Here is a 20,274-nt window from a genome sequence, read left to right as displayed (position 1 = left end):
TTTTTTCATTAGCGATTTTTCGCAAATAAAGGCAGAATACGCGGGTGGATTTGGAAAGTATGACTTTCCCCACTACAAGTATTTTGCCTTTATTATTTTATAAGACTGAGGAGATTGTCATGGCATTATCACAGCCAGCAACTTTCAATGAAGAGTGGTCAGATGAGCGTGTGTTTGCCTACCTTAACCAACTTCCTCCAACTGGCGTAAATGCTGACTTTCATGTGCTCTATCATGCATTCAAACATATGCGTCCAAATGATTATGAACGCTTAATTATCCAGTTTTTGGCTGATGGTCGTGATCTCAATGCGACGAATCCAGAAGGTCAACGCATTCATGATGTGATTGCACAGTTCCCACGCCAAAAAGATGGTTTCTTGGAAGTCTTGGCAAAATTTGCCTAATTGCTTTCCCCAATAATGCCATATGATTTATCTGTGCTATTGTTATCAGATCTTAATGATGTGGCATTATGTAAAACCACCGTGTTACCAATTCGCTGTAATTTATTAAAATAAAACCAAAACAACTCTATTTTCCAAGAAAGACAATGACAAACACGAACCATCATTTAATTGAACCACCTCCAATAAATCACCATCTTGCTGATCTGAGAATTATCAGCATGAAACGGTTTATCATCTTATCCATCACTTCATTTGGTTTATATCAAATCTGGTGGATGTTTAAAGCATGGCGTTTTTTTGCGATCAAAGATAATTTAAATATTATGCCTGCCGCACGTGCCATTTTTTCAATTTTCTTTTTATATTCGCTGTTTAACAAGATTCAAAACTATGCCCAAGCAAATGGCTATACCCAGTCATTTTCATCAGCATGGATGTTCGTTGGCTATCTACTCATAATATTTGCCTACTATCTGCCTGATCCTTATTGGTTGATTACCCTATTCGATTTCATTTTCTTAATCCCTGCTGTTGTCGCATTGAATTATGCAAAAATCCAATCCACAGACCTCAATGCAATTCGTCAAGAAAAACTCGGGGCTGGACATATCATTGTCGTTGCAATTGGTTCTTTGTTTTGGCTATTCATCTTAATTGGTCTTTTTACTCAGGTCTAATCCCCCCAATTCTTTTACAAATAAAAAAGCCTCTATGACTAGAGGCTTTTTTAGCAAATAGTTCTGATTAAACCAGAATATCTCGCTTACCATTGGCGCCCATTGAGCTGACAATGCCATTCTCTTCCATTTGGTCGATAATGCGAGCCGCACGGTTATAACCCAAGCTAAATTTACGCTGTAGCGATGAAGTCGATGCTTTACGTGTCTCTAAAACGAACGATACACATTGATCGTAAAGCGCATCACGACTTGGATCACCATCCCCATCTTCAAAGCCACGAGACGTCTGTTCTTCATCAAATGGTGTCAGGATTTCATCAACATAATCTGGCTCACCACGTTCACGCCAAGCATCACAAATTCGGTTCACTTCATCATCGCTAATAAAGGCGCCATGCACACGCTCAGGCTCGATTTTACCCGGCCCAAGGAACAACATATCACCATGACCGAGTAAGTCTTCTGCACCACCTGCATCGAGAATGGTACGTGAGTCAATTTTACTGTTTACACGTAATGCAACACGGGTTGGAATATTGGCTTTAATCAAACCTGTAATCACATCTACCGACGGACGTTGTGTTGCTAGCAGTAAATGAATTCCTGCTGCACGCGATTTCTGCGCTAAACGAGTAATCATTTCTTCGGCTTTTTTACCGACTTGCATGATCATGTCAGCAAACTCATCGGCAACAATCACAATCGATGGTAATGGCGCTAAACGTGGTGCACGCTCACCGACAACCGAATCACTGGCTTTCCATGTTGGATCAATGAGATCTTCACCATTGGCAATCGCCTCTTCGACCTTACGGTTATAGTCACTGAGTTTACGAATTTTCAGGAAGGACATTAGCTTATAACGACGTTCCATTTCATTGACACACCAGTTTAAAGCACTGACTGCATCTTTCATGTCCGTGACCACAGGCGTTAACAAGTGTGGAATATCATTATAGTTGGCTAATTCAAGCTGTTTTGGATCGATCAAAATCAAGCGTAACTGGTCTGGTGTATATTTCAGTAACATCGATAAAATCATCGAGTTCACTGCAACCGACTTACCAGAACCTGTGGTCCCCGCAACCAGCATATGTGGTGCTTTACCGAGGTCAGTAATGACAGGATTACCTGAAATGTCTTTACCCATCGCCATAGAGAGCAAACCCGCAGGGTCTTCAAAAGCTGGCGTTTTCAATAACTCAATCAACCGTACCATTTCACGGCTACTATTCGGCACTTCAATTCCGATATATGGTTTTCCGGCAATCACTTCAACCACACGAACCGAAGCCATCGACATTGAACGTGCCAAATCACGTGAAATATTGGTTACTTTAGAGGCTTTTACACCCGGTGCAAGATCGAGTTCAAAGCGTGTTACTACTGGCCCCGGCTGGGCTTCGACCACCTGAGCCTTCACATTAAACTCTTGTAGTTTGATCTCTAAAAGCTCTGAAAGACGTGCTAATTGCTCAGCGGTAAAATTGACCTTTTTGTTTGGATCAACTTCATCCAGCAATTCCAGACCCGGTAAAGTCGGTAGATCACGGCGTTTTTGCGCGACTTGCATGGCGCGTGACATTGGGCGACCAAATGCATCCGTTAAAGGCGCATCCAGATCAAAATCATCTTCAAGATCCAAATCTGCATCTGGATCAGCTTTACCTGCCGTTTCTTGCCATGCTTCGATAAAGGCTTCTTTAGACAGTGTTTCTTTCGGCGCCGTTGAAACCTCAATCGGTGCTTTTACAAAAGCAGAGGATTGCGCATAACTGGTTGTTCGTGGTGAAGCCTGTTCACGCTCTTCTTCGATCAGAAGATCACTAAAATCATCTGCTTGCTGCTCAGCTATGCGATGAACATCCTCTTGGATAGGATGTATTGCATTTTGAATCGGTGCAGTCTCTGGCTGTACAGCTGCTGGTCTTGCAGATTCATTAATCAATGCTTCAATATCTGCCTCAAATTCGACCTCAGCAACCTGAGGGGCCGAATGCGCCGGAGGCTCTTGCGTAAATGGAGTATGTAAATCTGTCGCTGTCTTACTGTTTGGAACAGCAGCCAACAATTCATCGAAAATTTGATCATCATTCCAATCTAGATTGCTGTGACTGGATGTCTGCGTTGCGGTTGCTACATGTGCCGTAGATGCATACTGTGCTAGGGCATGAGGAGTGTCATCCGCTGCTCTTAACAATGCATCAATTTCTTGCTTATGGCTCGCATCATCGCGCTGTAAAGCACGCCATACTTCACCTGTTTGAACCAAACGTTGGCTTTCAGTTTCAAACTGATGGGCACGTTGTAAAGTCTGTTCAAAATCTTCAATCTGCTCAGTTTGTACTGGCTGACTACCTTGTTGCTGTTCTTTTGCAAGCACATCAGCAAACAATTTTTCAGCCATCAACTGATGATGTGAATCATCAATTTTAATCAGTTTTGCTTGAACTTGATTCGCTTTAGCTTCACTCGTATCTGCTACAAGATCAGACTCAGTTTGTACTTTATTCTTAATTGCAGGTGTATCGGCAGCGGCTAATTGCTCAGTCAGATCATATGCAGATTCATTCTGGGGCACATTTTTATAAAATAAATCTTGTAAATAAGCAGGCGTATTTTTCAATGTAGCCCAGGTCTTGTTCCACTGAATGCCAAAGGCTAAAGTCAGTAATAAGATACTAAAAGCCAATAAGAATAAAGTTGCGCCATAGATGGTCAATAATTGGGATAAACTCTGCCCCAACTCATAACCAATGATACCACCCGCTGCATTGTCCAAGGTGTCTGCTGGTGTATTCCAATGCAGATACAACAAACTAGAAATGGACAGGATCAAGAAAAACTGTGCAGCATAACGAAATGGGCGGTTTAAAAAGCTTCTTGGCCACCAGACTTGAATGGCTTCAATAAATAAAAATAAAGGAATCAGCAAGCTTGCCCACCCCAAGAAACCGAACAGTAAATCTGCGATCCAAGCGCCTGCCACACCGCTGGCATTTGAAACCTGCTGGGTATCACTGGAAATATGCATCCAGCCCGGATCAAATGGTGTATAGGTTACTGTGGCAAGAAATAAATAAATGCCAAAAGAAATCAAAAATAATGTCATTAAAAAGCGTTGTGCATAAACACTTGACACCGCAGTCATATACAGTCCTGTAACCCAATTCGTTATTTGTTAGTATCTTTCAAGGCCTAAAATGCCTTAATCAATAAGTTTTATATTATGCACTCGTTCTTACAAAAAAGATGCACGATTGTTTACTGTTGTTGTTAACATCCTGCTCGGATATAGCTCAATTCGATTGAGTTAATCAATATTATCCCGATGGATTTAAACCACTCCGCTCTGGATTCACGTATAATTTTAGCAGTTTTGATATAAAAAGGATGTTCTTTAATGAGCGCTCGTCACTCACGGTTAATTATTTTGGGTTCTGGTCCTGCAGGCTATAGCGCAGCAGTCTATGCTGCACGTGCTAACCTCAAGCCAACACTGATTGCGGGTTTGCAACTCGGTGGTCAATTAACAACGACCACTGAAGTTGACAACTGGCCAGGTGACCCAGAAGGATTAACTGGTCCTGTACTTATGGAACGTATGCAAGCTCATGCAGAACGTTTTGGTACAGAAATTGTCTACGATCATATCAATGAAGTAGATCTTAAAACTCGTCCATTCGTACTCAAAGGCGATATGGAAGAGTACACGTGTGATGCGTTGATTATTGCAACAGGTGCAACTGCACAATACCTAGGTCTTGAATCTGAAGCTGCGTTTATGGGTCAAGGTGTAAGCGCATGTGCAACCTGTGATGGTTTCTTCTATAAGAACCAAAATGTCATGGTTGTTGGTGGTGGTAATACAGCAGTCGAAGAAGCACTTTATCTGTCTAATATTGCAGCGCATGTGACCCTTGTTCACCGTCGTGACAGCTTACGTTCTGAAAAGATTTTACAAGACCATCTTTTTGCCAAAGAAAAAGAAGGCAAAATCAGTATTATCTGGAACCATCAAGTGGATGAAGTATTGGGTGACAAAACAGGCGTAACGGCTGTTCGTATTCAATCAACCCAAGATTCAAGCACGCAAGATGTGCAAGTTCAAGGTTTGTTTGTTGCGATCGGACATAAACCGAATACAGGTATGTTTGATGGCCAGTTAAATCTGCGTGATGGCTATATCCAAGTGCATAGCGGCACTGCCGGTAATGCAACTGCTGCCTCTATTGAAGGCGTATTTGCTGCAGGTGATGTGGCGGATAGTATCTATCGCCAAGCGATTACTTCAGCAGGCTCAGGCTGTATGGCAGCATTAGATGCAGAGAAATATCTCGATAATCTAAACTAATTAGGCCAATATTGAAAAACCACCAATCTTTGGTGGTTTTTTTTTGCGAGTATCCATACAATCGAAAAATTGACGGCTTTTTAAACATATCAACAATCAGTCTATAGGATATATCAATGACAACGACCTGGACGAATGGCTACCAAACTGAAGTAAATTATACCTACGGTTATTATCGAGACCTCAGCCCGAATTTCCAAAAGTTTTGCTTACTTTTAAATGGCATCGATAGTCCAGATTTTCAGGAAAATCATAATCATTGTGAACTTGGCTTTGGTCAAGGTGTCAGTATTAATATTCACGCCACCTGTAATGAAGCGGCATTCTACGGTACAGATTTCAATCCAGCACATGCAGCACATGCCAATCAACTGGCTGAGCAGAGCAAAACCGAACATTACTTCTATGATGATAGTTTTGAAGAGTTGCTTAATCGTTCTGATCTTCCGATGTTTGATTCGATCAGCCTACACGGGATTTGGAGCTGGATCAGCTATGAAAATCAGCACATTATTCTCAAATTTATTCGTAAATTCTTAAAACCCAACGGTATTGTCTATATCAGCTATAACTGCGTTACTGGTTGGGCAGCGAATATGCCAATTCGCGAGTTATTTCATAGCCATTTTAAGTTTAATAGCAAAAGTACCAATCCTCTGCAAAAGGTCAATGAAGCCCTCACCTTCAGTGAAGACTTACTTAAGCAAAATCCAATTTTTGCCCAACGCAATCCCAATGCCGTACAAAAAGTCGCTGATTTAAAACAGCAAAATCCAAACTACTTGATTCATGAATATCTCAATCAAGATTGGCAATGTTTTTCCTTCCAGCAAATTGTGCGTATTCTGGATGAAATCAAACTGTCCTATGCAGGTTCAACCGATTTAAATACACACCTCGACAACATCAATTTTTCAGAACAGCACCAAGCTTTTTTGAATGCCATTGAGCACCCTATTTTTAAAGAACAATGCCGCGACTATTTTGCTAACACGCAATTTAGACGAGACTTGTTTATTCGAGGTAAAAATAACTTAACCCCATTACAGGCACAAGAACGGCTGCGCAACACGGCCTTTGTGTTACTGACAGCCAAGGAACAGCTACCAACCAGTATCAGTGGGTTATTAGGCACCTTTAATTTAATTGAAGAAATTTATCTGCCCATTGGCGATAAATTTGCAAAGGAAAACTATCAACCACTGACCATTTTTGAACTGGAACAAAGTTTGCCAGATCTCAACTATGCAAAAATTCTCAATGCTTTAGTCATTCTATCTCACCTCGGTTTAGCTCAACCGTGTCAAAACTTAGACCCGAAGCAACAAACTTTAGAGCAATCCCAACGTTTAAATCACTACTTATTAAAGCAAGCGAGTTTTCATCAAAACTATAATGTCCTGATTAGCCCAATTACAGGAATCGGTATTCCAACTGAGCATTTCCATCAACTGTTCTATCGTGCACATTTCATTGATGGTTTAGCATCAGCAAGTGAATTTGCGCAATATGTACAGGATGCAATCAGCCAACTCAATTGGCTGGTCTTAGATAAAGATGGCAAAACCGTCTCTGACCAAGCCAAGAGTCTTGAAATTATTCAAACTAAAGCGCAACTTTTCCTCGACAGTAAAAAATTAGAAATTGCTAAACATTTACGTTTGTTTGATTAATCTCGTATAGGGAATGGCTCTGCCAATGATTGCCATTCCCTATAACTTCAGTTAGCTTAGAATTAATCTTATTAATTTTTTATGCTATGCAACAACTCCCACCCTCGCAATATATTTTCCCGAATCCAATCGAAGCTGATCCTGAAGGACAAGGATTTATTTGTATTGGTGCAGACCTATCCCCTTCTACTTTATTTGAAGCCTACACACACGGGCTGTTCCCTTGGTTCAATGAAGACGAGCCAATTTGCTGGTGGAGTCCTGAACCGCGATGCATTATCGAGCCACATGCCTACAAACCAAGTAAATCTTTAATTCGAAATATGAAAAAGCATGATTATCGAATTACCATTAACCATGCTTTTGAAGAGGTGATTCGTTCTTGTTCATTGCCGCGGAGCTATGCCAATGAAACCTGGATTAGTGAAGATATCATTTCAGGCTATTGCGCCTTATTCCAAGCAGGATATGCGTACAGTGTTGAAGTCTGGCAGCAGGATAACTTGGTTGGCGGACTCTATGGTGTCAGTATCGGTAAAGGCTGTTTTGGAGAATCCATGTTTAGTACTGAAACAGATGTTTCTAAAATGGCTTTCTATACTTTAATGCTGATTGGACAAGAAAATCAGTTGCCATGGATTGATTGCCAATTGGTCAATGATCACCTTTTAAGCCTCGGTGCGAGTACACTTTCTCGCCAAGCCTACCTTAAATCGTTACAAGATGTAATTATTGCCCCCTCTATCAATTGGAAAAGTTATCAAGAACGTGTATTTTCAAGTAAAACAATAGCAGTTTTTGCAAAATTAGACGGTTAACGGATTAACACCTTGGAGGGACAGATTAATGAAATCATATCAACCCAAGTCCCTTTTAAATGACTTACAGTACTATATTACGCCACCGCACGACTGCAGTTATCTTGATAACAAATCAGCCCGAATGGTTTTCCTAGATCCAATTCACCGTATCGATGTGGTGACGTTGTCAGAACTTTCTCGTGTTGGTTTTCGTCGTAGTGGTGATTTTGTCTATCGCCCAGAATGTCACTTATGTCGCCAATGCTTATCTTGCCGTGTTCCCGTTCAAGAATTTAAAATGAACAGCAGCCAAAAAAAGGCATGGAAACGCAATCAAGATTTGCAAATGAGTATTTTGCCGACCTCGCAAGCCACTCAACAACACTACGACTTATATGAACGTTATATCAATGAACGTCACTCAGATGGTGATATGTACCCTGCCAGTCTGGATCAGTTTGAAAAATTTCTGGTACATAGCTGCACAGAAAGTTTCTTTATTGAACTTTGGAAAGACCAAAAACTGATTGGTGTTTCAACCTGTGATTTGATGGACGATGGGTTGTCAGCAGTCTATACCTTCTTTGATCCAGATGAACAACGTCGCTCTTTAGGTGTGTTTGCGATCCTTAAACAAATCGAATATGTACGCACACTCAACCTAGACTATTTATACCTAGGCTACTGGGTGCCACATTCACCAAAAATGAATTATAAATCGCAATATACACCACTCGAATTATTGCTTGATGGGCAATGGCGTCGACTCAATCGTCCACTCTCTGAAAATGAAATCCATCAGCTTGGCAACTCATTGATGAGTACGCTGCCTTCTGAATGGAATAATTTAATTATTAAATAACGCTGCAAAATCATCAGTGCATGTTTTGACCATAATCACAGCATGCTCTCTTGAACCATCGGGGTTTGGATAATAATTTTTACGTAAGTCAATTTGATGAAAACCTGACTTTTCATACAAACGAATCGCAGCTGTATTACTTTCACGAACTTCCAGAAAAATCTGGATCGGATTATTTTTTAATTGCTGTATTGAACTTTCTAATAATTCATAACCCAGTCCTTTGCCCTGTTGGCTTGGGTGAATCGCCATCAACAATAAATTCGCTTCATCTAAAACTGGCTGCAGAATACAGAATCCCACCACTTGATTGGCTTGTTCATACACCGTACATTGATACGAGGCGACAGACTCCTGAAACTGCTGCTTTGACCAGGGATGGGTTTGCACCAATCGCTCAATCCCCGCCACACTTTCTAAGTCATTTTCTTGCATCAATCGAATCACGATCTATCACTCTATAAAATACTGGTGCAGATTATCAGCAATTTAAAGCAAAATTTGAATAAAAAAATGGGCAGTTTTGACTGCCCATTGAAGTTAACTTAGATTAAAACCCAATTCAGCACGCCATTTATTCAAAAGTGCTGTGGTATCTTCATCATTCGGATGAAATTTCGGTCTTAAAAAATCTAACAAGGTCGGGATTTGGCGGGTCATAAAACCTTTATAGCCATACATAAATTTGATCATGTATTTGGTATCACGCCATGTCAATTTGCCATCTGTTTGTAGAAGCTTGGCGGTAAAATAAGATTGGGTAATAAAGATGAGCCCCATTGCAATAACTAAGGCCAATGAACGCATAAAATACGCTTTAGGGCCTTGACCATACATCGCTTCATAGACATCAAAAGCAACCGCTTTATGCTCGTTTTCTTCAACTGCATGCCACATCCATAAATGGTACATGGTTTGATCCATAAACATCGCTTGAATGTCTGGATTACTTAATAGTTCTTCTGCAATGGTTGAAGTAAAGTGCTCCAAGGCACAGGTTCCCGTCAAACCAATCATTTCTTTGGTGAAACCGAAAGGTTTTAAGAGTTTTGCTGTCATTCCAATGGTACGGTTGATTAAACGACCTGTTTGCCCTTCCATTTTACGAACATCGTAACCATAGGCCTCCGCTGAAGCATTAAATGCAAGATGCTCTTTTGAATGCATGGCTTCTTGACCAATAAAGGCACTGATCTCTTTCTGAAGTCGCTCATCTGCGAGTTTGGGATCATTCCGTACTGCACGGGTGCTGTTCACAAAGAATTGCTCACCTTCTGGAAACAGTGCCGAAAGCGCAGTCATAAAATGAGTTAAAGCAGCATCACCATTGGCCCAATAACGTGGCACCTCACCAAATTCAAAATCCATTCGGCGTACAGGGAAACTGGCGCCAGCTCGGTTTGAAATATTGACTTTAGCATTCATACCCTGTTCTCCTATCCGATGAATATTTTTCATTGATCGTATTCCATACTTTATTTATACGCTCTTTTCAGTGCATGAAATAAGTGCAGATAAGGTCAGAAAAGCATCATCTTAGGACATGTCAGCTTGCTCAAAATTCTGTATGAAATGAAAGATTAAAATAAAAAAGGGACAATACTTATTGTCCCTTTTCAGGAATTACGAGGCTAAAATAAACAGCGTTTACAGACCTAATTTTGCCTTCCAATCTTGCAATAATTGTACGGTATCTAAATCATTTGGATGGAAACCAGGCTTGAAGTAGGCCAACATTTCACCCGCCATTCCAGAGATAATTCCTTTCGACGGACTATAGGCGTATTCATAAATCATACCGAGCTCTTTGAAATTCAATTTTCCATCATCTTTCAATAATTTCAATACGAATGAAGATTGGGTCAAGAAAATTGCAACCATCGAAACGACCAGTGCAGTATTGCGTAATGCGTAGGCCTTTACACCACGACCAAAAATTTCTTCATACACATCATAAGCAACTGCCTTATGTTCATTTTCTTCTACCGCATGCCATAACCACATATATTCCATGGTCTTGTCTTGCATTAACTCTTGAATATGCGGATTACGCAATAATTCTGACGCAATGGTTGCAGTAAAATGTTCGAGTGCTGTAGTGGCGGTCAAATCCACCATTTCTTGCGTCATGCCAAATGGCTTCACCAATTTAGCAAATAATTTACGGCCTGTTTGAATCACGACACCTGTTCTTCGTTCAAGTGTCTCGACATCATGACCATACTTCTGAGCTGAAGCATTAAAGTTGACATGCTCTTGAGTATGCATCGCCTCTTGACCAATAAAAGCACTGATTTCTTTTTGCAGCTTTTCATTGTCTTTAATGGCCGGGTGATAACGTACAGCACGCACTGAATCGATAAAGAGTTTTTCACCATCTGGGAATAGTGCAGATAAACCTGTCATAAAATGAGTTAATCCAGCAGAACCACTGACCCAATATTCAGGAACTTCATTAAAATCAAAATTCATACGACGTACTGGGAAACTTGCACCTGCACGATTCGAAACATTCACTTTAGCATTCATGCTGCCTACTCCTTTTCAGTGGAATATCTCCACTGAGCACTTTTGTTCGTTTTCTTGAGTTTTATATTACGGTTTTATACGAATCAATTAAGTGCAGTTTAGGACAGCGTGGTATCAGTTTAGGACATGAGGAGGAAATTTTAATTAAGTATTAAAATTTCTGACGCAAGAGAAAACAAGAAAACCAATGAAACTACTTTTCTGACGCAAGAGGAAAAGAAAAGAAGTAAGACTAATTTTCGATGTGAGGAGAATTTTACTTAAGTATTCGACTTTCGATATAAGAAAACCACACACATAAAAAAACACCCCAGAGGGGTGTTTTTTTATCACTCTAAGCGATTATGCAGTTACTTTAGCAACAACACCAGCGCCTACAGTACGACCACCTTCACGGATCGCAAAACGTAGACCTGGGTCCATTGCGATCGGGTGGATTAACTCTACTGACATCTCAACGTTGTCACCAGGCATTACCATTTCTACGCCATCTTGTAATTTGATCGCGCCAGTTACGTCAGTTGTACGGAAGTAGAACTGTGGACGGTAACCGTTAAGGAATGGAGTATGACGACCACCTTCTTCTTTAGAAAGTACGTATACTTCTGCATCGAATTTAGTGTGCGGCTTGATTGTACCTGGCTTAGCAAGTACTTGACCACGTTGTACGTCTTCACGCTTAGTACCACGAAGAAGAACACCACAGTTCTCGCCTGCACGACCTTCGTCAAGCAATTTACGGAACATTTCTACGCCAGTTACAGTAGTCTTAACCGTATCTTTGATACCTACGATTTCAACTTCTTCACCAACTTTTACGATACCAGCTTCTACACGACCAGTTACAACTGTACCACGGCCTGAGATAGAGAATACGTCTTCGATTGGCATCAAGAATGCTTTATCGATCGCACGTTCTGGCTCTGGAATGTAAGAGTCAAGTGCAGCAACTAAGTCGATTACAGCTTTCTCGCCATAAGGACCATCGTTACCGTTTAATGCTTGAAGCGCTGAACCACGGATGATTGGAGTGTCATCACCTGGGAAGTCATAAGTAGAAAGAAGTTCACGAACTTCCATTTCTACTAATTCAAGTAATTCTTCATCATCAACAAGGTCACACTTGTTCAAGAATACGATGATGTAAGGTACACCAACCTGACGTGAAAGAAGGATGTGTTCACGAGTTTGTGGCATTGGACCATCAGTCGCAGCACACACAAGGATCGCGCCGTCCATCTGAGCAGCACCAGTAATCATGTTTTTAACATAATCGGCGTGGCCCGGGCAGTCTACGTGAGCGTAGTGACGGATTGGAGAATCGTATTCTACGTGTGAAGTATTAATTGTAATACCACGTGCTTTTTCTTCAGGAGCTGAGTCGATTTGTGAGTAATCTTTCGCTTCACCGCCGTAAGTTTTTGCACAGATAGTTGCAATCGCAGCAGTTAAAGTTGTTTTACCATGGTCAACGTGACCAATTGTACCCACGTTTACGTGTGGTTTATTACGTTCAAACTTGGCTTTAGCCATGATGATCTTCCTTTATAAACTGCTCATGAGGGTCGCCCATGAGCACTTGGTTTTTTAACTAAATTTAGTTGGGTAATATAGTAATCGAAAGATTACTCGTCGTCACCTTTTTTACCGCCAGCTTGGAACTTAGCGATGATGCCTTCAGCCACGTTACGTGGAGTTTCAGCGTATTTAGCGAATTCCATAGAATACGTCGCACGACCTTGAGACATAGAACGCATTTGAGTCGCGTAACCAAACATCTCAGCCAATGGAACTTCTGCTTTAATTGCTTTTGTTCCACCAGGAAGATCGTCCATACCTTGAACCATACCACGACGACGGTTTAAGTCACCCATGATATCGCCCATGTAGTCTTCTGGAGTTTCTACTTCAACTTTCATGATTGGTTCAAGAAGGATAGGATCAGCTTTCATGAAACCGTCACGGAAAGCGTATGAACCAGCCATTTTGAACGATAATTCGTCAGAGTCGACATCGTGGTAAGAACCGTCGAATAATGTCGCTTTGATACCCACAACAGGGTAACCAGCCAATACACCATTCTTCATACGTTCTTGAATACCTTTATCAACCGCACCAAAGAATTCTTTAGGTACTGTACCGCCGACAACTTCTTCAGCGAATTGGTATTCTTTACCAGCTTCTTCAACATCCATAGGCTCTAAACGAACATATACATGACCGAATTTACCTTTACCACCTGTTTGACGAACAAACTTACCTTCTTGCTCAACAGACTTTTTGATCGTTTCACGGTAAGCAACCATTGGTTTACCAATGTTCGCTTCAACACCGAATTCACGCTTCATACGGTCAACGATGATGTCAAGGTGAAGCTCACCCATACCAGCAATAATTGTTTGACCAGATTCTTCGTCTGTACGAACGCGGAACGATGGATCTTCTTTCGCCAAACGACCTAAAGCAATTGACATTTTTTCTTGGTCAGCTTTAGTTTTTGGTTCAACAGCCAATGAAATTACTGGCTCTGGGAATTCCATACGCTCAAGTGTAATGATGTTTTTCTCATCACATAATGTATCACCCGTAGTAACGTCTTTAAGACCTACACACGCTGCGATATCACCTGCACGGATTTCATCAAGATCTTGACGTTCGTTCGCATGCATTTGCACGATACGACCGATACGTTCACGCTTAGATTTAACTGGGTTATAAACTGGATCACCTTGTTTAAGAACACCAGAATAAACACGTACGAATGTTAAGTTACCTACGAACTTGTCGTTCATGATTTTGAACGCAAGTGCAGAGAACGGAGCTTCGTCAGATGCTTCACGAGATGCTTTAGTTTCATCTTTGTCGTCAAGAATACCTTCAATCGCTTTAACTTCTGTAGGAGAAGGTAAGAATTGAATTACAGCATCCAACATACGTTGAACACCTTTGTTCTTGAACGCTGAACCACAAAGCATAACTTGGATTTCAGATGCTAAAGTACGAGTACGTAAACCAGCGATGATTTCTTCTTTAGAAAGATCGCCTTCTTCTAGGTACTTGTCCATTAACTCTTCAGATGCTTCAGCCGCAGCTTCAACCATCTTAGTACGCCATTCGTTCGCAGTATCAACGAGGTCAGCAGGAATATCACCGTATTCGAACTTCATACCTTGAGATGCTTCATCCCAGATAATCGCTTTCATTTCGATGAGGTCAACAACACCTGCAAACGTATCTTCTGCACCAATTGGCACAACGATAGGAACAGGATTACCGCCTAGACGAGTTTTAACTTGATCAACAGCACGGAAGAAGTTTGCACCAGTACGGTCCATCTTGTTCACGAACGCTAAACGAGGCACTTTATATTTGTTCGCTTGACGCCATACAGTTTCAGACTGAGGTTGTACGCCACCAACAGCACAGTAAACCATGCACGCACCATCAAGAACACGCATAGAACGTTCAACTTCGATTGTGAAGTCTACGTGTCCCGGTGTATCGATTACGTTGATACGGTGTTGTGGGAATTGGCTACTCATACCTGACCAGAAACAAGTCGTTGCAGCAGAGGTAATTGTAATACCACGCTCTTGCTCTTGTTCCATCCAGTCCATTGTTGCTGCACCATCGTGTACTTCACCAATTTTGTGAGATACACCTGTGTAGAACAAAATACGTTCTGTTGTAGTTGTTTTACCTGCGTCAATGTGCGCAGAAATACCGATGTTACGGTAATTACTAATTGGGGTTTGGCGAGCCATGATGTCTACATTCCTAAATGTTATATTTAAAACAGGACGCATCAATTAAATTGATGCGCACAAATATCCAAGCAGGCAACTTAAATACCCGCAAAGCCCCCACTTTGGTAAAGAGCGATGTTGAATCGAGCTGCGGTACGCATGAATATTCTCCTGATTAGGGACTGTTTTATCCGCTTAGAAACGGTAGTGAGAGAAGGCTTTGTTGGCTTCAGCCATACGATGCACGTCTTCACGTTTTTTGATCGCTGCACCTTTACCTTCAGCTGCATCAAGCAACTCACCAGCAAGACGTAAAGCCATCGTTTTTTCAGAACGCTTAGCAGCAGCATCTACTAACCAACGCATAGCTAAAGCAGTACGACGGGATGGGCGTACTTCCATAGGTACTTGATAAGTAGCACCACCAACACGGCGTGCTTTTACTTCGACCATAGGACGAACTTTTTCAAGAGTAGTCTCAAAAAATTCAACTGGGTCTACTTTGTTTTTTTCTTGAACACGTTCTAAAGCACCGTAAACGATACCTTCAGCAACAGATTTTTTACCATCTTGCATTACGTGGTTCATGAATTTAGCGATTGTTTGGCTGCTAAATTTTGGATCTGGAAGGATCTCACGAGCAGCGACTACGCGACGTCTTGGCATTTTAATACACCTAATAATATGACACTTCAGGATAATCCAGCAGTTTGTACGAGTGTCATGTACTTTCGCTGGCCTTACTATACGTCGCTTGAATTACAAAACTATGAAGAATTCAAACAAGCGAAACGCTAAAGGGTTGTTTGGACTAGTTTCCTAGAATTACTTCTTAGGACGCTTAGTACCGTATTTAGAACGTGACTGGTTACGATCTTTAACGCCAGCACAGTCTAAAGAACCACGAACGGTATGGTAACGTACACCTGGTAAGTCTTTAACACGACCACCACGGATAAGAACAACACTGTGCTCTTGTAGGTTATGACCTTCACCACCGATATAGCTAGATACTTCAAAACCTGAAGTTAAGCGAACACGGCAAACCTTACGCATTGCTGAGTTAGGTTTTTTAGGTGTAGTAGTATAAACACGTGTACATACACCACGACGTTGTGGACAAGCCTTCAACGCAGGAACTTTAGATTTTTCAATCAAAGTTGTACGACCCTTACGGATCAACTGATTTGTTGTTGCCATTTGGCAATTCTCCCGTTATTAAACAACCTTAAAAAAAGGAAAGAACCTCTTTTTAAGGGCACATAATTGTAAGCTAAGAAGTAAAAATGGTCAACATTTGAAGTGTCGACCATTTCTGATGTTTGTCGTGTTTTTTATGTCTAAAACATTACAGCCAGATTTAGCTATGTTTTGTTGAGGCAGGTTCTATATCAATTGATTTTTGCTCAGCCTCAATATCCTCAAAAGTTTCATCTTGCTGTGCTTTTAATGCTGGCTGTTGTTCTGCATGGGGATGTTCAACCACATGCTGTTCTGCAAGCTGCTGAATTCCCTCTTCTACCTTGTCACCCACAGCGACTGTCGAAGCTTTATTTGCTTTCACTTGAACCGTCACTTTAGTAATCACATCATTCTGTTCATCTGATGCTGTGGTTTTGTTGGCTTCTGCCGCTGCACTTAACAAACGTGGGCTCGCCTTTTTCAATAAAGCTTCCGCCTTAAAATATGCATCTAGTGGCGAAATTTTTTCATGGGGATGTTCATTAATATAGAAGCGAGCTGCACCAAAAATAGATTGCGATTTGTGCCCAACATCCTCTAATAGTCTCCAACTATAGAAACCACCTAGCGCTGCACCTGCAACAGGTGTCAATTTACTAAGCACAGAAGCTTGAGGAATCCGATTGAGCCAGTTCCATTTAAACTCACCACTTTCATCCACTAACCATTTTTTCACCAACTCAATATCATTATTTGAACCTAACAATTGCTGAAACTGTTGCAAATCATGCGTTTCCAACATGGATTTCAACGCTTTTAACGCAACTAACAAGGTTTGTTTTTCCGCAACTAAACTCAAATCAATTTCTTTAAAGATGAAAGCAACAATTTCTTGATCTGTATCCTCAGATAAATCAAAACCATGTGAACGACCAGTTTGATAAATCGTTCTCAAGGTCAAAACAATAGATGCTGGAATATCGATCGCTGCACCCCAGACTCCCGTTGCACCTGTAATCGCTCCTTGTGCTGCAGCCAATAATTTATTTTGCTCAATTAATGCCTGACTTAGGCGCTGTGAACGTCCGGTATCTGTGGTCAGTTCCATAATATCTTTGACCCCTGCTTCCTCAAGGATTTTTTCAGTCAAAGAACTATTTGAACTAAACTCATTTAACCATTGGAATAAATAGTCTGAGACCTTATCGCCCAAATCTGGTGATACAAACGAAGCCACACTATTCACTCGGTTATAATGACGACCTAACAATTGATGAGATAGTTTTGGAAATTGTTGACGTAGCATTTGTTGAGGATTTTCGTATTTTTCGACCTCAAATGGACTTTTGAAACGTGCTTTTCCTTCAACAATATTGGATGAATTCGCGAGTTCCGCACCCGATGTGGTTGGGGCAACTTGAAATTTCTGCAATTCTGAACTGAGCTTTTTAGCCACTCCAAAGGCTTGTGCAAATAAACCTGAAGATTGCTTGTTTTTAGATTTTGTCATCAAGTACCTCTGTTGTGTAATCTGTGCATTTCTAGGTAAATACTAGGTTGAATGCAGATTTATCTCAACTTTTATCTGTGTTCTTTCTTTACGTTTCGTCACAACATCGCGAATATTTACGAATATTTACACAACTGGAAATAGGCATAAGATTTGCCATAAGAAATAAAAAACCTTTCTGCTATCATGGTGTCATTCACTCATAAGCCATTTTAATCGTTATTTTTCTCCTGATCTGTATTCATAGCGAGATGCACAGGGCTTAAGTATTACCATAAAAGGGATCTGTAAATGAAACGTGTTGTAATCACTGGTATGGGCATTAACTCATGTATCGGTAACTCTTTAGAAGAGGTCACTCATTCTTTAAAAAATGGAATCTCAGGCACACGTTTAAATCCAACTTATGCAGAACTGAATTTCAAAAGCCATGTCAGCGCTGTAGCTGAACAGGATTTTGATGGTATTGATCGCAAACTGAAACGCTTTATGGGCGTCTGTGCGATGTATGCGTATAACGCAGCTGTCGCAGCTGTTGAACATGCTGGACTGAAACAAGAAGATTTGGCAAACAATCCACGTTACGGTATCGCTGGCGGTTCTGGTGGTAACTCAACTGCATCTGTTGCAGAAATGATCAAACTGTTAGAGGAAAAAGGCGCGCGTAAAATCGGTCCTTTCTTTGTACCTCGTAATATGAGTAACACCATTACCGCCAATGTTGGTGTTGCATTTAAACTGCAAGGCGTAGCGCACTCGATTACCAGTGCATGTGCAACGTCTGCCGATGCAATTGGTTATGCCTACAACCTGATTCAATTGGGTAAACAAGATTTAATGCTTGCTGGCGGTGGTGAAGAAGATCACTGGTCACAAAGCTTATTGTTTGATGCAATGGGTGCATTATGTTCAAAATATAATGACACACCAGAAACTGCTTCACGTCCATATTCAAAAGACCGTGACGGTTTCGTCATTGCTGGTGGTGGTGGTTTCGTTGTGCTTGAATCACTTGAACATGCGCAAGCGCGTGGCGCGAATATCCTCGCTGAAGTGATTGGCTATGCTGCAAACAGTGATGGTGCTGACATGGTTGCGCCAAGTGGTGAAGGTGCAACACGTTGTATCATCATGGCGTTGGATGAAGCAAAACAGCATGGTGTAGAGCAAATTGACTATGTCAACACACACGGTACTTCAACACCAGCGGGTGACGTAACTGAGCTTAAAGCAATGGAACGTGCATTTGGTGAAGGACAAGTTCCACCACTCAGCTCGACCAAATCGATGACGGGTCATAGCTTAGGTGCTGCGGGCGTTCAGGAAGCAATTTATTCTGTCTTGATGATGCAAAATGACTTTATTGCGCCAAACATCAACGTGACTGAGCTTGATGAAGGCGCACAAGGTTTCGATATTGTACTTGAAAAACGTGATGCAAAACTGAATACTGTCATGAGTAACAGTTTTGGCTTTGGCGGTGTTAACGCCTGCCTTATTTTCAAGAAGTGGGATGCATAATCCCATTTAGCAGGATTATCGATGGATGCACCTTCTGATGCTTTCTTGTGGGTAAAAGCATTACATATTATTGCTGTGGTGTGTTGGTTCGCTGCATTGTTCTACTTACCACGCCTTTATGTCTACCATGCCATGAGTGAAGATGCAGTTAGCCATCAACGCTTTGAAGTCATGGAACGTAAGTTGTATCGCGGTATTATGTGGCCGTCTATGATTGCCACACTTATTACCGCCCACTTTCTGGTTGATTGGGGTGATGCAACCCGACATTATCATGAAGCTTTATGGTTCTATCTTAAAGTCGGTCTAGTCGGTTTATTGGTGATTTACCATTTTGTTTGTGGTTATTACCGTAAAAAACTGATTGGCAATGCCCACTATAAATCACACAAGTTTTGGCGCTTCTTTAATGAGATGCCGACCTTGATTCTATTTGCAGTGGTGATTTTAGTCGTAGTAAAACCTCAGTTCTAAGACAACAAGTCTTGTTTTCTAATGCTGTAATTTTCTTCAAAACAATTACAGCATTCGTTTCCGATCTAGGCATCCAGACTACAAACAGCTTATCCCCTTCAAATTCAAAGACACTTGCTCAAAATGTGTCTCTTTTTTTGTTTTCAGATTACGATAACTTACGCCATAAAGAATATAGCCTTGCGACACAAAGGTATATTGCCCTGTCACTTTGCCATCAATCAGCTCATTCATGGTCTTATAAACTTCAGGCTGAGCGACTTCACCCATCTCAACCTCTTCAATATGGACTGGCTCAGAAAGCTTGATATCTTTGAGATAGGGATAATACTTGATCGACAGTGTCTTTTGATATTGTGGTGAAACCAATAAAATTGATTTTTTGCCATTACCATTAGCAAAACAGTAATATTCATTACTTGCATAGGCCTGTACGCACACGGATAAAAATAGGCACAACCATAAAGTTTGTTTCATCATTCATTTCATCTCTTGCTGCAAATGATTGATCTGTATTTCTGCGCTCGCCATCA

18 protein-coding genes are annotated in these 20,274 nt (G+C 41.1%); 8 read left to right on the top strand and 10 right to left on the bottom strand.

The features are described 5' to 3' along the window. The first annotated feature begins 119 nt into the window (after positions 1-119). Together A7P54_RS09790 and A7P54_RS09785 are read left to right on the top strand one after the other, a co-directional pair. A complete protein-coding gene (locus A7P54_RS09790; RefSeq protein ID WP_004805161.1) occupies positions 120-407 on the top strand; it encodes a PA4642 family protein in 288 nt (95 codons plus the stop codon). A gap of 146 nt (positions 408-553) precedes the next feature. Continuing rightward, positions 554-1,087 (top strand): hypothetical protein, encoded by a 534-nt coding sequence (locus A7P54_RS09785; protein WP_171549446.1) that lies wholly within the window; start codon positions 554-556, stop codon positions 1,085-1,087. A gap of 67 nt (positions 1,088-1,154) precedes the next feature. Here the strand turns inward: A7P54_RS09785 and A7P54_RS09780 are convergent, their stop codons facing one another. Further along, positions 1,155-4,241 carry a DNA translocase FtsK gene (locus tag A7P54_RS09780; RefSeq protein WP_171549445.1) on the bottom strand — a complete coding sequence of 1,029 codons (3,087 nt, stop codon included), beginning with the start codon at positions 4,239-4,241 and terminating at the stop codon, positions 1,155-1,157. 252 nt (positions 4,242-4,493) lie between these two features. Here A7P54_RS09780 and trxB point away from each other — a divergent pair, with 252 nt between their 5' ends. The 4 genes from trxB (at position 4,494) to A7P54_RS09760 (ending at position 8,779) form a co-directional block, all read left to right on the top strand. Next, positions 4,494-5,444 carry a thioredoxin-disulfide reductase gene (gene trxB / locus A7P54_RS09775; RefSeq protein ID WP_004805153.1) on the top strand — a complete coding sequence of 317 codons (951 nt, stop codon included), beginning with the start codon at positions 4,494-4,496 and terminating at the stop codon, positions 5,442-5,444. 116 nt (positions 5,445-5,560) lie between these two features. Then, positions 5,561-7,117 (top strand): class I SAM-dependent methyltransferase, encoded by a 1,557-nt coding sequence (locus tag A7P54_RS09770; RefSeq protein WP_171549444.1) that lies wholly within the window; start codon positions 5,561-5,563, stop codon positions 7,115-7,117. 86 nt (positions 7,118-7,203) lie between these two features. Further along, complete coding sequence (gene aat / locus A7P54_RS09765; protein WP_005321428.1) at positions 7,204-7,935, top strand: leucyl/phenylalanyl-tRNA--protein transferase; 732 nt, start codon at positions 7,204-7,206, stop codon at positions 7,933-7,935. 28 nt (positions 7,936-7,963) lie between these two features. Further along, positions 7,964-8,779, top strand: a complete 816-nt coding sequence (locus A7P54_RS09760) for an arginyltransferase (protein WP_004805148.1) — start codon at positions 7,964-7,966, stop codon at positions 8,777-8,779. Here the strand turns inward: A7P54_RS09760 and rimI are convergent. The 8 genes from rimI to A7P54_RS09720 form a co-directional block, all read right to left on the bottom strand. Further along, complete coding sequence (gene rimI, locus A7P54_RS09755; protein ID WP_354667336.1) at positions 8,765-9,226, bottom strand: ribosomal protein S18-alanine N-acetyltransferase; 462 nt, start codon at positions 9,224-9,226, stop codon at positions 8,765-8,767. The genes A7P54_RS09760 and rimI overlap by 15 nt on opposite strands. A 93-nt stretch (positions 9,227-9,319) precedes the next feature. Beyond that, positions 9,320-10,204 carry a metal-dependent hydrolase gene (locus A7P54_RS09750; RefSeq protein ID WP_171549442.1) on the bottom strand — a complete coding sequence of 295 codons (885 nt, stop codon included), beginning with the start codon at positions 10,202-10,204 and terminating at the stop codon, positions 9,320-9,322. 222 nt (positions 10,205-10,426) lie between these two features. Continuing rightward, complete coding sequence (locus A7P54_RS09745; protein WP_005205449.1) at positions 10,427-11,308, bottom strand: metal-dependent hydrolase; 882 nt, start codon at positions 11,306-11,308, stop codon at positions 10,427-10,429. Between the two features lie 342 nt (positions 11,309-11,650). Continuing rightward, positions 11,651-12,841 carry an elongation factor Tu gene (gene tuf, locus A7P54_RS09740; RefSeq protein ID WP_004802222.1) on the bottom strand — a complete coding sequence of 397 codons (1,191 nt, stop codon included), beginning with the start codon at positions 12,839-12,841 and terminating at the stop codon, positions 11,651-11,653. A 92-nt stretch (positions 12,842-12,933) separates the two neighbouring features. After that, positions 12,934-15,072 (bottom strand): elongation factor G, encoded by a 2,139-nt coding sequence (gene fusA, locus A7P54_RS09735; RefSeq protein WP_004805140.1) that lies wholly within the window; start codon positions 15,070-15,072, stop codon positions 12,934-12,936. Positions 15,073-15,249: 177 nt separating this feature from the next. Beyond that, on the bottom strand, positions 15,250-15,720 hold the full coding sequence (gene rpsG / locus A7P54_RS09730) for a 30S ribosomal protein S7 (protein ID WP_004638185.1): 471 nt from the start codon (positions 15,718-15,720) through the stop codon (positions 15,250-15,252). A 159-nt stretch (positions 15,721-15,879) separates the two neighbouring features. After that, entirely contained in the window at positions 15,880-16,254 is a 375-nt protein-coding gene (rpsL, locus tag A7P54_RS09725; protein ID WP_004648013.1) for a 30S ribosomal protein S12, read from the bottom strand. 160 nt (positions 16,255-16,414) lie between these two features. Next, on the bottom strand, positions 16,415-17,746 hold the full coding sequence (locus A7P54_RS09720) for an EcsC family protein (protein WP_171549441.1): 1,332 nt from the start codon (positions 17,744-17,746) through the stop codon (positions 16,415-16,417). A 291-nt stretch (positions 17,747-18,037) separates the two neighbouring features. Between A7P54_RS09720 and A7P54_RS09715 the strand changes: the two genes are divergently transcribed. Together A7P54_RS09715 and hemJ are read left to right on the top strand one after the other, a co-directional pair. Next, the gene (locus A7P54_RS09715) at positions 18,038-19,267 is read left to right on the top strand and encodes a beta-ketoacyl-ACP synthase II (RefSeq protein WP_171549440.1); all 1,230 of its coding nucleotides are present in this window, start codon (positions 18,038-18,040) and stop codon (positions 19,265-19,267) included. 21 nt (positions 19,268-19,288) lie between these two features. After that, a complete protein-coding gene (gene hemJ / locus A7P54_RS09710; RefSeq protein ID WP_004805133.1) occupies positions 19,289-19,741 on the top strand; it encodes a protoporphyrinogen oxidase HemJ in 453 nt (150 codons plus the stop codon). A gap of 78 nt (positions 19,742-19,819) precedes the next feature. On the opposite strand, the gene A7P54_RS09705 is transcribed toward hemJ, so the two are convergent. Next, a complete protein-coding gene (locus A7P54_RS09705) occupies positions 19,820-20,221 on the bottom strand; it encodes a hypothetical protein (RefSeq protein WP_171549439.1) in 402 nt (133 codons plus the stop codon). Positions 20,222-20,274 lie beyond the last annotated feature (53 nt).

The organism is Acinetobacter sp. Ac_3412, from assembly GCF_013072675.1.
Lineage (GTDB): Bacteria > Pseudomonadota > Gammaproteobacteria > Pseudomonadales > Moraxellaceae > Acinetobacter > Acinetobacter higginsii.
The sequence above is the reverse complement of the archived record's forward strand: the minus strand, read 5'-3'. Positions and strand labels throughout refer to the sequence as shown.